We start from the raw sequence: 12,906 nt of genomic DNA on the forward strand, positions 1-12,906 counted from the left end.
TGACAGGCTCCCCCGCACCCGCGGGGATCAACCCGTCTGCGGCTTGCTTCGAGAGCTTTTTCGTTCGGCTCCCCCGCACCCGCGGGGATCAACCCTACCTGCGTCGTATCAACAACGCGATGCTGATGGCTCCCCCGCACCCGCGGGGATCAACCCTTAGCTTGGGTCAGGAGTAGAGCCGCGTGGGGGGCTCCCCCGCACCCGCGGGGATCAACCCAGCTGCTGGCACCGCTGGCGTCGAGGAACTCGGGCTCCCCCGCACCCGCGGGGATCAACCCAACCGGCGGCGGGGTTCACGCTCGCCCCGAATGGAGCAATGCAGCCGATCGGACACGTAGGGGTAATCCTCTCGAATGCCGTGGTAGACGAGGACGAGTAACACCATCCGTGCCGCTTCAGCTGCCGTTTGCCTCCATCTGCGCCGCGCGCCTCTGATTGCCCTTGACTAGCGAGAGCATGATTTGCCGCATCTCACTCACCTCCGGCTCTCGCCAGCCGACGTCATCGCTAGGTACTCGGCCACGTATGTCGGCAGACGCAACGCCTAGCCGAGCGCCGACTACCTTAACGTGCTCAAGCCAATCACCGCCGCCGCGGCATGCGCGCGTTAATCGCGGGCGCCTACCTTTCTGCGCGATTGAGCTTGCAGAGGAGGGTCGTCTCACGAGATCAGGGACGCCATGCTCTTCCTCCCTGTCCGTTCTCTCGCAGCAGCCTTGAAGCCTGGAGCTCCGCCTCACGAACGCGATGGTCTCGTTCTTTCTGCGGCGGCCGTATGACGGTCCGAATTGCGTTCTACGATCTCGACAGGACGGTCACCCGCCTGCCCACCTGGACGCCCTTCCTTCTCTTCGCAGCGGCTCGAACTGCGCCGTGGCGCCTTCTGCTCCTGCCGGCTATCGGCTTGGCCGCGCTTGCCAGGACGGCAGGTCTTCTCTCGCGGGATCGGCTGAAGGAAGCGATGCATGCGCTGATGCTTGGCCGGACGATGACGGGCGCGGCGGAGACCGAGCTGGTAGCTGCGTTTTCGCGGCATACGCTTGTGCGGAACGTGCGACCGGGCGCACGCAGACGCATCGCGGCGGACCACGAGGCCGGCTACCGCGTGGTCCTCGCCACCGCCGCTCACCGCTTCTACGCCGAGCCGATCGCTCGCGGTCTGGGCATCGCGGACGTGATCGCGACCGAGGCCACACGCTCGCCTGGTGGCGCGCTGGGCAGCAGGCTGTTGGGTGCCAACGTCTACGGTGAGGCCAAGCTTTCGGCCGTTCGGGCATGGCTTCAGCAGGAAGGAACGGCTCGTGACCAGGCCAACATCCGCTTCTACAGCGACCATATCACCGACGTGCCGTGTCTTGAGTTCGCCGACGAGCCGTACGTGGTGAACCCGACATCTCGCTTTCGTGCGATGGCGGAGGCAAAAGGGTGGCAGGTTCTCGACTGGAACCTGCCGGAGTCCGGGGAGCCGGTCAAAAAGGCAATCGCATGCGTGCCGTGATCCTGAGCGCTGGGCGCGGATCGAGGCTTCTGCCTCTCACCGAGCTGATGCCGAAATGCCTCGTACCGGTCGGCGGTCGCGCGATCCTGGACCATCAACTCGACGCCCTGGCTGCAGCCGGAACGGATAGTGCGATCGTGGTCGCCGGCTATCGGTTTGACCAGGTCGGCGCCCACCTTGCGGTCCACCCCTCGCCCATCCCGGTACAGCTCAGCTTCAATCCGTTCTGGGCGGTTTCGAGCAGCATCGGCAGCGCGTGGATGGCACGAGAGGCGTTCTCGGATCCGTTCTGCCTCCTGAACGGCGACACGACGCTGACCAGCGGCATCCTCGCGCGCGCCATGCAGGCGGAGTTCAGCTCCGTCGCGCTGGTCGTGGAGCCGCTTCGGGACGCGGCACCGGACGACATGCTGGTCAGGGTGGAAGGGCGCATGGTGGTGGCGGTGTCGAAAGCATTGACGCCCGATCTAGCCACTCACCGCTCACTTGGAGTGGTACTGGGCGCGAAGGGAAGTGGCTACGGCGCCGTGCTGGAGAGGGTCATAGCCGGGGAGAACGGCATCCAGGCCTATCACCACGACGTCGTCGCGGCGCTGGCGGCGCAGGGGCTTGTCACCGCGATCGAAGAAACGGGCGGCGGCTGGGTGGAGATCGACCGGCCGGAGGATATCACTCGCTGGACCTCTCCCGAAGGTGCCGAAGCTTGAGCGCAAAGGTAGCCTTCCTTTTCCTTGGCGAGACTCTGCTGGTTCCTCACCTTTTCCCGATCGTCGAGGCGATCGCAGTCAAGGCGCCGGACGTCGAGGTCGACGTATGGGTCGCCAACGCTGCACTGGAAGCGCTGATACGGCCATGGACCGCCAACATGCGGTTGGTCCGCCTCAGGCGTGCACCGGGCTTCAGGCATGATGCCCGCCTACCCGCCAAGCTGCCGACGCTTGCGCGCCTGCTCCCGCACCTTGCGCGCACGCCCGTCGTCGTTTGCGCCGAGCAGACGAGCCTCTGGGTGCCGCGGCTGTTGCCCTGGCTGCCGCCCCGCTTCGTCAAGACCTCACACGGTGTCGGCTCAATGAGCGCCCGCGACGACCCGCGCCGCAAAGCCGCGAACCGGACGCTGGTGCCGAGCGAGCAGGAGCGCGGCACCTATCTTGCCCGCGGCATGCCGCCGGATCGCATCGTCGCCACCGGCTACGTCAAGGCGGCGTTCCGCCATCGCAGAAGCGCCAAGCCGCTCTTCGCGAACAACCGACCGATCGTCCTCTACGCGCCGCACTGGCAGCCGCACCGGTCGTCATGGCCTGCCTGGGGCCGGCTCGTCGTCGATCTGCTTGCCCAGCAGTCCGAATGGAACGTCATCCTCGCGCCGCACCAGCGGCTCGTCGAGCGGGCGCCGGAGGTGCGCGATGTCCTCGCCCGTGTGTCCAACCTGCCGCACGTGCATTGCGACCTCGACAGCTTCTCGATGGTGGACGGCAGCTACACCGGTCTAGCCGACATTTACCTCGGTGACACATCGAGTCAGGTCATCGAGTACCTGATGAGGCCGCGGCCGGTCGTCTTCCTCGATCCGGCTGCACGCGACTGGCACGACGATCCGAGTTACGCGATGTGGCGCGCCGGCGAAGTGGTGACGGATGCTACCGGGATCAGCTTGGCCTTGTCTCGCGCGTCTGAATGCCACTCGGAATATCGGCCGGCGCAGATCGAGCTGACGGCGGATGCGCTCGGCGATGTGACCGGAGGCGGTGCCGATCGCGCCGCCGAGGAAGTGCTCCGGGTGCTCGCCACATCGGCCGGGCGCGGCTAGGGCGCGGCGATGCAATCAGGTCACAATGTGCCGGCGATGGTGCCGGTCAACGATAATGCGACGCTTTTATGGGGCATGACGTCGCGCGAGCGGGTGCGGCGCATCGCGGCGGCGCGTGGCCTCGCCTTCGAAGACACCGCGATCTCGGGCGCGGCGATTCTGGTGGACCTTCGCCATGCCTTCGATCCTGCGTGGATTCCATGGCTTCAGAACAGGCCCGGCACCGTCGTCACTCGCGACGGCGTGCCCGTGCTCGCCCACGTTTCGCAGGAGGATCGCGCCGAGACCACGATAGCGATGGCATCGGCGTTGTCGCCGCCGAGCGGCCTCGAGATCGTGCCGGCCGAGCGGGACGAGGGCATCTTCAATGAAGCACTTCGCAAGCGCGAGCGCCCATTCGTCGAGCGGTTGGTGCCCGAGAACATCGCCGCCATCGAGCGGGCGAGCTACGTGGGCGCCTACAAGGGCGTGACCGACGTCCTCACCAAATATCTCTGGCCCGAGTGGGCCTTCGTGCTGACCCGCCTTGCCGCGCGCCTCGGTATCACGCCCAACGGCATCACGGCGATCGGATCGGTGCTGTGCATCGTCGCGACCATCGCGTTCTGGCACGGCTGGTTCTGGTCGGGTCTGGCGACCGGGCTCGTCTTCATGGTGCTGGACACCGTCGACGGAAAGCTGGCGCGGTGCACGATCACCTCGTCGAAGCTCGGCAACGCGTGGGATCACGGCGTCGACCTGGTACACCCGCCCTTCTGGTGGTGGGCCTGGGCGGCGGGCTGTGCGCCCTATGGACGCCCGCTGGCCGATGCCACTTTCTGGGCGGTCATGGCGGCCATGCTGTTCGGCTACGTCGCGCAGAGAGCGATCGAAGGCGCATTCATTGTCCGCTTCGGCATGCACATCCACGTATGGCGCCGGTTCGATAGCTGGTTCCGGCTGTTCACCGCCCGGCGCAACCCCAACATGGTGATCCTGTTCGCGCTTCTGCTCGTCGGCCGTCCCGAGTGGGGCATCGTCGGCGTTGCCGTATGGACCATGCTGTCGCTGGTCATCCACCTGGTGCGGCTCATGCAAGCGCTGGCGTCGGCGCGAGCAGGTGACAGGCTGAGCAGCTGGCTTGCATGACGTTCGGTTGCGATGATCGTCCCAGCAACCATATCGGGGCGATGCCACGCATCGTTAGTCTTGCCGCCGCCCTAGCCTGCATCATGTCCGCCGCACCGGCTGTGGCGCAGGGCGCGGCATGTATCGGGGCGCGTCAACCCGGCAGCGTGCGCCTGAACGTTGTCGCGACGGGGCTGCGCAATACGCAAGGTGAAGTCGCCTTCACCATCTACCCTGACGATCGCAGCCGCTTTCTCGCGAAGAAAGGCAAGGTTCTCCGCGCGCGCGTGCCGAGCCGCACGCCCGATACGTCCGCCTGCTTCTGGGTTGCGCCTGGACATTATGCCGTCGCAACCTACCACGACGAGAACGGCGACCATCATTTCAACCGTACGCTCTTTGCGATCAAGGAGGGTTTCGGCTTCTCCAACGACGCGCCGACGACATTGGGCCTGCCGAGCTTCGACAAGGTGCGCTTCCCGGTTGCCGCCAACACCGAGATCAGAATTCGCACGCGCTATTCGCGTTGATAAGGCGTCAAGGCACTGATCTGCCACATTTCGGCCAGTATCGGGCGGTCAAGAGAAGTATGAAAATTTCGTGAGGAGCGGCGTTCGGGTGATCCAAGGGATCTGCAACGCAGCGGCGCTGGTGCCGATCGCGGCAGGAGGTCTGCTCAAAGAACGTGCGTTTGCGCCAACGCTGGATGATGCGGGCCTCTCAGGCACGCGCGCGGCCGAGTCATCGCGCGTCGGGATCATCGGCAATCCGCGGAGCCGTCGCAACCGCAACGTCTCGTTCCTCCACAAGTCGGAAGGCGAGGTGCTTACCTATGCGCCTTCCTCGCAGGACGAGCTTGCCGAGACGCTGGCTGATCTTGCGGCCCGCCGAGTGGAGCTTCTCGTCGTTGATGGTGGCGACGGCACGGTGCGCGACGTCCTTACCGCCGCGCCCGACGCATTCGGCTTTACGCTACCGCCTGTCGCCGTAATCCCGTCGGGCAAGACGAACGCGCTTGCACTCGACTTGGGCGTTCCGGCGGACTGGACCGTGCTTGACGCAAGAAGGGCGCTGGCTGCAGGGCGGATCGTCGAGCGTTCACCGATCGAGATCACGCGCGATGACGGCTCGACGCTCCGCGGCTTCCTCTTCGGTGCCGGCGGTTTCGTGCGCGCCACCGAACTGGCGCAGAGCACGCACGCGATCGGTGCGTTCGGCGGCGTGGCCGTCGGTCTCTCGATCCTCGGCGCGCTCGCACAGACCGCCTTCGGCTCCCGTGACAATCCATGGCGCGCCGGCACGCGGATGCAGACCATGGACCTGCGCGACGGAACGAGCCGCAGCGACGACGTCTACCTGCTGCTCGGATCGACGCTGCGTCGCCTGCCGCTTGGGGTACGTCCGCTTGGCGCGAACGAACAGGGGCTTAACTTGCTTTCCGTTGAGGCGCCTCCGCGGCTTCTGGCGCTTGCTGCGGCCGCGATCCTAGCGGGGCGAGAGGGCGGCTGGCTTGCCCGCGCGGGCTACCATCACCGGCACGACGTGTCGGCGTTCCAGCTGCGACTTGAGGGAGGCTTCGTGCTCGACGGTGAGACGTACGCGGCCGAGACCGTGACGGTTCGAACGGGCGCGCCGGTCCGCTTCGTCACGGCATGACCGCGCTCGCCGACATGGTCGAGCAGGAGCTTGCGCGTCCTGTCTCGACCACGATCCGCGACGCAGCGCATGCGATCGCGCGTCGCCTGGGCGGAGCGGCTGTCCTCTTCTACGGCTCGGTCCTGCGCACCGGCGACTTGGACGGCGTGCTCGACTTCTACGTCCTGCGCACGGCTGACCAGCGGACAAACCTGCTCAGCCGATTGATCTGGCCCGACGTGAGCTACCATGAGGTCGAGGCGGCTGGCCGCACCATTCGCGCCAAGGTGGCGGCCATGCAGATCGGGACCTTTGAACGCGCGGCACGGGGCGCGACGCTGGACACGACCATCTGGGCGCGCTTCGTACAACCGTGTGCGCTGATCTGGTCGTGTGACGAGGCGATCCGCCAACGTGTCGCGCAGGCGGTAGCCGACGCCTCCGTAGCCGCTGGCTGGTTCGCGACGCTTCATCATGCGACGGCGGGCTCCGCGGGCGACTTTTGGCGCAGCCTCTTTCGTGCGACCTACTCCACCGAATTGCGCGTAGAAGCGTCCGGGCGAGAGGATCAGATCATCGGCTACGACCGGCGGCGATACGATGATCTGCTGCCGCTCGCCTGGCGCTCGGGCGGCGTCGCGTTCGAGCGGACGGGCGAACGCCTGTCGCCGCGGCCGACCGAGCGGCAGCTGCGCGCGATCGCCGCTGCCTGGTTCCGCGCAGCCCAAGCCGGCCGAACACTGAATCTGATCCGCCTGATAAAGGCTGCCTTCACCTTCGAGGGGGCGGCGCGCTATGGTCTTTGGAAGATCGAGCGGCATACCGGCGTGCGGATCGCATTGACGCCGTTTCGCGAACGTCACCCTGTCCTTGCGGCGCCCGGCGTGTTCTGGCGCGTATGGCGACGCGCTTCGTGATCGCGTCCGCGCTCGTCCTGGCCGGATCGCGCGGCGGCCCGGACCCGGTCGCAACCTACGCGGGCGTGGCCGAAAAGGCGCTTATTGCGCTGGGCAAGGCCACGATGCTGGCGCGCGTGCTTGCCGCTTTGAAGGTCGCCGGCGTCGGACAGGCGGTCGTGTCGGCGAACGCTCCGGCGGTGTTGGCAGAGGCCGAACGTCATGGTGCAGCGACCATGGCCGCGGCGGCCGGCCCCAGCGCGAGCACCGCCGCCGCGCTCGACCGGCTTGGCGCGCCGCTTCTGGTGACCACCGCCGACCACGCGCTTCTCCGTCCCGAATGGGTGATCGACTTCCTGGCCAAGGTGGAGCCCGGCGTCGACGTGGCGGTGCTGCTTGCGCGGCGCGAGACGATCGAGCGTGCTGCGCCGGGATCGCGGCGAACCTACCTGCGCTTCGCGGACGGAGACTGGTCTGGCTGCAACCTTTTTCTGCTGGCTACGCCGCGAGCCGAGCGGATGATCAGGCTGTGGCAAGAGGTCGAGCGTGATCGCAAGCGGCCGTGGCGGATTGTTCGTCGGCTCGGCCCCGGGCTGCTAGGGCGATACATTCTGGGACGGTTGACCCTGGTCGACGCCGTCGCGCACCTCGGTCGGCGCGCCGGACTCGTTGCCGCCATCGTCGAGGCACCGGACGGCCTTGCCGCAGTCGACGTGGACAAGCCGGACGACCTCGACTTCGTTCGCGAACGTGTCGCTCACGCCACCGCGGCGCGCGATCTTGCATAACCGCGCACGGTTGCGCCCAGAAGGATGGCGCCGACGAGCGAGGCGCTGAAAACGCCAACAGCGGCCCCGGCGGCACCAAGGCGCGGCAGCAGGATCAACGAAAGCGTGAGCTGTGCCGCCACGCCGGCGGCTCGTGCCGCCATCGCCGCGCCGGAGCGATCCGCGGCGAGAAGGACGGGTTCGAGACCGACGACGGCGAGGTCGATCGAGCCGGCCGCGGCCAGCCACATCAGCAGCCAGTACGCGCCGCCGTAGCTCGCGTCGCCGCCGACCAGGACGAGCAGCGGCTTGCCGATACCTGCTATGACGATCAAGATCACCACGGCGCCGATCGTGCTCGCTGCGACCATTCGCGTCAGCACGGCCGCGATCTCTGCTGGGGCGACGCCGCGTATCGCGCGGACGACCTCAGGGAAGGCAGCGCGCGCGATCAGCTGCGCCAGCTTCGCCAGCGCTTGCGCGATCTGGAGCGCCAGCCGGAAGGCACCAGCTGCTGCCGGCCCCACGAACCCGCCGACGAGCAGGAGCGGAAGCTGCTTGGTCGCAAGGCCGAGCGAGGAGACGAGATTGCTGTTGAGGAGAAAGCGGCCGATGTGAGGATTGTCCGCTGCGATCCGCCCCCTTATGCGGGCGCGCCAGACGAGGGCGGCATCTCCGCTGCGGACGAGCAAAATCCAGTAGCCGATCGCAGTCGCGATCTCGGCGGCGCTCCATGCCCAAAGGAATGCGTGAAGCGTCGGCATCAGCGCTGCCGCAAGCACCGCACCGACGAACCGTACCACCGGCGTCAGGCTGTCCGCCGCTGCCGCTTCGCCAAAACGATCCGACAGCCTGAGGATGCCGATTGCCGAGGAACGGATCGAAAGCAGCTGCGAAGCCGTGAGGAGGATCGTGTCGCGGAGCAGCGCGGCGGATATGCCGAGCCGGTCTCGCCAGACGGCGAGGATGACCGTCGCAAGCAGCAGGCCGAGCACCGCGCTGGCGCCGTCCAAAAGCATGCACAGCCGGTAGAGCCGGCCGAGCGCAGCATCGTCGCCTGCGGCCCGGTGATCCATGCCGAAGCGGACCACCACCTGCCACGTCTGAAAGCCGACAAGCACGGCAAGCGCCTGCGCGGCCCCGCTGACCAGCGCGAAGCGTCCGAAATCGGCAATGCCCAGCGTACGCGTCGCCAGACCGAGGTAGAGAAGCGACAGCACCGCCAGCACGCCGCGGCTCGCCAGAAGCCAGCCGAGATTGCGCAGCGCGGCCTGGACCGCGCTTCCTCCCGTTGTCCGCTGTCTTGAAGCTCGCGTCATGCCGCACCGCCTAGTTTGCGTACCCGCCGGCAGCAAGGCGCCGTGACAAGGAGCGGCGTCACCGATAGACGCGCTCCGGCAGCTGTTCAGGATCGGCAAGGGGAAGCATCATCTGCGGGATAGCCGGTCAGTATGCTCCCGGCCGCGAAGCGGTCGATCCGGCCTCGGTTGTGCGGCAATGCGACACGATCGTCCATCGCGGGCCGGACAGCGACGGCGTGTTCGTTGATGGCGACTTCGGCTTCGGCATGCGGCGCCTCAGCATCATCGACCTGCCGGGAAGCGACCAGCCGATCTTCAGCGAGGACGGACGCCACGCGATCGTCTTCAACGGCGAGATCTACAACTACCGGGCGCTTCGCGACGAGCTGACCGGACTTGGACATCGTTTCTGCACCAGCGGCGACACCGAGGTAATCCTAGCGGCCTGGCGGCAGTGGGCCGATGCGGCATGGCAGCGACTCGACGGCATGTTCGCGGTCGCGATCTGGGATCGCGCATCGCGCTGCCTGACGCTCGCCCGCGACCGGATCGGTATCAAGCCGCTCTACTATTCATGGCAAAACGGCACGCTCGCCTTCGGATCGGAGCTCAAGACGCTGCTGGTGCTGCGTCATCTCCGCTTCGACCCCGAGCCGCGCGCAGTTCACGATTATTTCAGCTTCGGGCACGTGCGTGGGCCGCGCTCGATCTACGCCCAGGTGGCTGTTCTGCCGCCCGGCCATCTCCTGCGGCTCGATCAGGATGCGCAGCTTGAGCGCCCGGCGTTCTGGCAACCCCGCTATCAGCCGTCGCCTACGCGATCCCTCGACGAGTGGACCGAGGCGTTCCGTACCCGCTGGCTTGAGGCGGTGCGGTCGCAGATGGTTGCCGCCGACGTCGATGTCGGTGCATTCCTGTCGGGCGGCGTCGACTCATCGGCAGTGGTCGCCGCAATGGCGAAACAGTCGGATCGGCCAATCAGGACGTTCACCATCGGCTTCGCCGAGCGCGCCTACGACGAAGCGCCCTATGCAGAGGCAGTCGCTAGGCACCTGGGGTGCGTGCATCGAACCCTCACGATTGACCCGCAGAAAGCGTGGAAAGTGCTTCCACAAATCCAGCGTGCGTACGACGAGCCCTTCGCCGACCCATCCGCCGTGCCGACATGGTATCTGAGTGAACTGGCGGCGAACGAGGTCAAGGTTGCGCTTTCGGGAGACGGCGGAGACGAGCTGTTCTTCGGCTACAAACGCCATCTGACGGAGCGTCGCGTCGGGCAGCTGTCGCCTGCGGTCCGAAGCGGCATGCGCGGCTTCGCCGAGCTTCCACCCTCTCCGTTCCCGCCGCTCAACCGCGTGCTGCAACGCTGGCAAAAGACAGCGCGCAGCGCCGGCCTGCCGAGCGGCGCAGCCCGCTTCTTCTCCAAGACGCAGATCACGAGCCCCGCACTTCGCCGCAGGCTGTTCGCGGGTACCCTGCTTGACGGCAGGGACGGTGATGAGGCTGTCATCGCGCTGGCGGACGAATATTACCCGGACCCGACCGCGATCTCGGCCGACGGACTGGAACAGTTCGCGATGGCCGATCTCCAGCTGAACCTGCCCTCGGCGATGCTCACCAAGGTGGATCGCGCAAGCATGGCGCACTCGCTCGAGGTGCGCGTCCCGATGATGGCCCAGTCGATCGTCTCTCTCGCGCTCACCATGCCGGCCGACATCAAGCTGCGAAACGGAACAGGCAAATATCCAGTCAGGGCAGCCGTCGCGCCGTGGCTGCCCGTCGGCATCCTCGACCGTCGCAAGCAGGGCTTCCAGATGCCGGTTGGCGAGTGGTTCAGAGGCGACCTGGACGGGTTTGCGCGGGAGGTCTGGCGCGACAGCGGCGTCGCCTCTGCCGGGTATCTGAACGTAGAAGCAATTGAGACGCTCTTCGCGGAACATCGCATCGGCCGCCGCGACCACGGCAGGGTGCTGTATGCCCTCAGCATCTTCTGCCTGTGGTGGCAGGGACAGGCCGCCTTCTGACCAACCACTTGGGAGAGCGCGCCGTGAACCGGCAGTCGGATCCGACACTCTTCTGGCTCAAGGCGGTGAGGATCGCCGTGGTCGTACCCGGCGTCCTCTACCTCGCCGTGTTCGGGCTTCGACGCCGCGAAGCCGGGGCTGCGCGCTCCGCCAGCAGCACGTCGACGGGCGGCGTAGGCTGCCTGACGCTGGCACGCAGGTCACGCGAGACCCGCGCCGTCGCGTGGAACTGATTCGCGGTGTTCATCAGGACCGTCTCGGAAGAGTGCGTGAATGCGATGTATCGGCCGAGTGGCCGGAGCGGGTTGCCCTCACGCGTCTATCCGCACGGGCATAGCAAGGTTGATGCGGCCTGCCTCGCATTGAGGCGCCCGATAGTGCCCGACTGTCAAACCTACCGGGCCGGGCGCGGAACATCGTTCTCGCCGCTGCCGTCAACGATTAACCCTTGTTTATCGGTCCGATCGGCCACAGTCATGACGGGGCGCCTATACCTATTGACCTGTACCCCGCTGGTTCCCTCGATTTGATGTAAAGTCTGGCCCACTTGAATGAGCAGGCGAATGAGGAAGAGCCGTTTGACCGAGGAGCAAATCAACGGCATGACCAAGGAGCAGGAAGCGAGGCTTCCGACGGCGGAGGTCTGCCGCAAGCATAGGCGGAGCCCGGCGACATTCTACAAGCTGAAGGCCAAATACGGTGGCCTGGGGGTGTCCGACGCGCGGCGTCTGCGCCAGCTGTAGGACGAGAACGGCAAGCTCAAGCGGTTACTCGCCGAGAGCGTGCTGGACAACGCGATTCTGACAGACCTGTTGGGAAAAGTCTGACGACGCCAAGCCAGCGACGGGGGGCAGCGCTCGGCGTGATGCGGGACTACGAGGTCTCGCAGCGCCGGACTTGCGGGCTGGTTGGCGTTAATCCCAACAAGGTCTGGCGAGAACGTCCGCCCAACCATGCCGAAATGCGCAAGGAAATGTGCGAGATCGCCGCTGCACGTCGCCGGTTCGTTACCGGCGCGTTGGCGTGATGCTCGAACTCGAGGGCACTTCATGACCCATAAGAAGCTTTACCGGCTATACCGGAAGGAGGGTCTGTCGGTTCGCCGCCGACGCGGGCGCAAGCGGGTTCGCGGCAGTCGAACGCCGATGCCGGCCCGGATGCGGCCGAACAACCGCTGGTCGATCGACTTCTGGCCGATACGTTCAGCGCCTCCCGCCGGCTGCGCATGTTGGCGATCGACGATGACTTCTGTCGCGAAAACCTCCGCCTCTTAGGTGAAAACAGCATCTCCGGCATCCGGGTGGCGCGCGAGCTGAACACGCTGGTGCGTCTCTATGGCAAACCGGCTTGCATCGTCAGCGACAACGGAACCGAGTTAACCAGCCCCGCGATTCTGAAGTGGGAGAGCGATAACCGGATCGACGAGTGGCACTACATCGATCCCGGCAAGTCGCAGCAGAGTGCGTCCACTGAATTGTTCAAGCGGATCGCTGCGCGACAAGCTCTTGAATGAGGAACTATTCGACAGCCTTGCCGACACCCGCTGTAAATCGGCTGTCTGGCGTTATGGCTATAACAACATCAGACCGCATTCCTTCCTAGGGAATTGAACACCCGCACAAGCGCGTCGGGCGTTCCTGCGAAATGGAAGCGTCCCACCCTGCGCGCTTGTGCCGGTGGGACAGCACGGATATCAAACCGGCGGGCTCTCGTTATGACCGCGGAATCAGCGGGGGCAAGTCAATTAGATCGACGCTTATTGAGCGCGTGACGATCTACCCGGCTGGCGAGCACGGCTCTGACACCGAAGTTGTTGCCAGGGTGTGTGACCTGATGACATTTGTCACAAACGACAACAGCGCCCCTAGGGG

Annotated in this window: 11 protein-coding genes, 1 pseudogene and 1 CRISPR repeat array; of the genes and pseudogenes, 11 read left to right on the plus strand and 1 reads right to left on the minus strand. The window is 66.1% G+C overall.

The window, feature by feature from the left end:
• Positions 1-5: 5 nt before the first annotated feature.
• Positions 6-278: a CRISPR direct-repeat array (repeat unit 29 nt; unit sequence GGCTCCCCCGCACCCGCGGGGATCAACCC).
• Between the two features lie 497 nt (positions 279-775).
• The 8 genes from SMN802W_RS0103370 (at position 776) to SMN802W_RS0103405 (ending at position 7,731) form a co-directional block, all read left to right on the plus strand.
• Entirely contained in the window at positions 776-1,498 is a 723-nt protein-coding gene (locus SMN802W_RS0103370; RefSeq protein ID WP_019515482.1) for an HAD family hydrolase, read from the plus strand.
• Entirely contained in the window at positions 1,486-2,205 is a 720-nt protein-coding gene (locus tag SMN802W_RS0103375) for a phosphocholine cytidylyltransferase family protein (protein ID WP_019515483.1), read from the plus strand. The genes SMN802W_RS0103370 and SMN802W_RS0103375 overlap by 13 nt, the downstream gene beginning before the upstream one ends.
• Positions 2,206-2,504: 299 nt before the next feature.
• Positions 2,505-3,305 carry a hypothetical protein gene (locus SMN802W_RS0103380; RefSeq protein WP_238560095.1) on the plus strand — a complete coding sequence of 267 codons (801 nt, stop codon included), beginning with the start codon at positions 2,505-2,507 and terminating at the stop codon, positions 3,303-3,305.
• A 36-nt stretch (positions 3,306-3,341) separates the two neighbouring features.
• The gene (locus tag SMN802W_RS0103385) at positions 3,342-4,433 is read left to right on the plus strand and encodes a CDP-alcohol phosphatidyltransferase family protein (protein ID WP_019515485.1); all 1,092 of its coding nucleotides are present in this window, start codon (positions 3,342-3,344) and stop codon (positions 4,431-4,433) included.
• Between the two features lie 83 nt (positions 4,434-4,516).
• Positions 4,517-4,942, plus strand: coding sequence for a DUF2141 domain-containing protein (locus SMN802W_RS0103390; protein ID WP_162139990.1), 426 nt, complete (start codon positions 4,517-4,519; stop codon positions 4,940-4,942).
• Positions 4,943-5,030: 88 nt separating this feature from the next.
• On the plus strand, positions 5,031-6,068 hold the full coding sequence (locus tag SMN802W_RS0103395) for a diacylglycerol/lipid kinase family protein (protein ID WP_019515487.1): 1,038 nt from the start codon (positions 5,031-5,033) through the stop codon (positions 6,066-6,068).
• The gene (locus tag SMN802W_RS0103400; RefSeq protein ID WP_019515488.1) at positions 6,065-6,964 is read left to right on the plus strand and encodes a hypothetical protein; all 900 of its coding nucleotides are present in this window, start codon (positions 6,065-6,067) and stop codon (positions 6,962-6,964) included. The genes SMN802W_RS0103395 and SMN802W_RS0103400 overlap by 4 nt, the downstream gene beginning before the upstream one ends.
• Positions 6,946-7,731 carry an NTP transferase domain-containing protein gene (locus SMN802W_RS0103405; protein ID WP_019515489.1) on the plus strand — a complete coding sequence of 262 codons (786 nt, stop codon included), beginning with the start codon at positions 6,946-6,948 and terminating at the stop codon, positions 7,729-7,731. The genes SMN802W_RS0103400 and SMN802W_RS0103405 overlap by 19 nt, the downstream gene beginning before the upstream one ends.
• On the opposite strand, the gene SMN802W_RS0103410 is transcribed toward SMN802W_RS0103405, so the two are convergent.
• Positions 7,701-9,029 carry a lipopolysaccharide biosynthesis protein gene (locus SMN802W_RS0103410; RefSeq protein ID WP_019515490.1) on the minus strand — a complete coding sequence of 443 codons (1,329 nt, stop codon included), beginning with the start codon at positions 9,027-9,029 and terminating at the stop codon, positions 7,701-7,703. The genes SMN802W_RS0103405 and SMN802W_RS0103410 overlap by 31 nt on opposite strands.
• A 170-nt stretch (positions 9,030-9,199) precedes the next feature.
• Here SMN802W_RS0103410 and asnB point away from each other — a divergent pair, with 170 nt between their 5' ends.
• The 3 genes and pseudogenes from asnB (at position 9,200) to SMN802W_RS18685 (ending at position 12,753) form a co-directional block, all read left to right on the plus strand.
• Positions 9,200-11,035, plus strand: coding sequence for an asparagine synthase (glutamine-hydrolyzing) (asnB, locus tag SMN802W_RS0103415; RefSeq protein ID WP_019515491.1), 1,836 nt, complete (start codon positions 9,200-9,202; stop codon positions 11,033-11,035).
• Between the two features lie 23 nt (positions 11,036-11,058).
• Positions 11,059-11,268, plus strand: coding sequence for a hypothetical protein (locus SMN802W_RS0103420; RefSeq protein WP_019515492.1), 210 nt, complete (start codon positions 11,059-11,061; stop codon positions 11,266-11,268).
• 330 nt (positions 11,269-11,598) lie between these two features.
• Positions 11,599-12,753: pseudogene (locus tag SMN802W_RS18685) on the plus strand (IS3 family transposase).
• The last annotated feature ends 153 nt before the right edge of the window (positions 12,754-12,906 follow it).

The organism is Sphingomonas sp. Mn802worker, from assembly GCF_000382485.1.
GTDB lineage: Bacteria > Pseudomonadota > Alphaproteobacteria > Sphingomonadales > Sphingomonadaceae > Sphingomonas.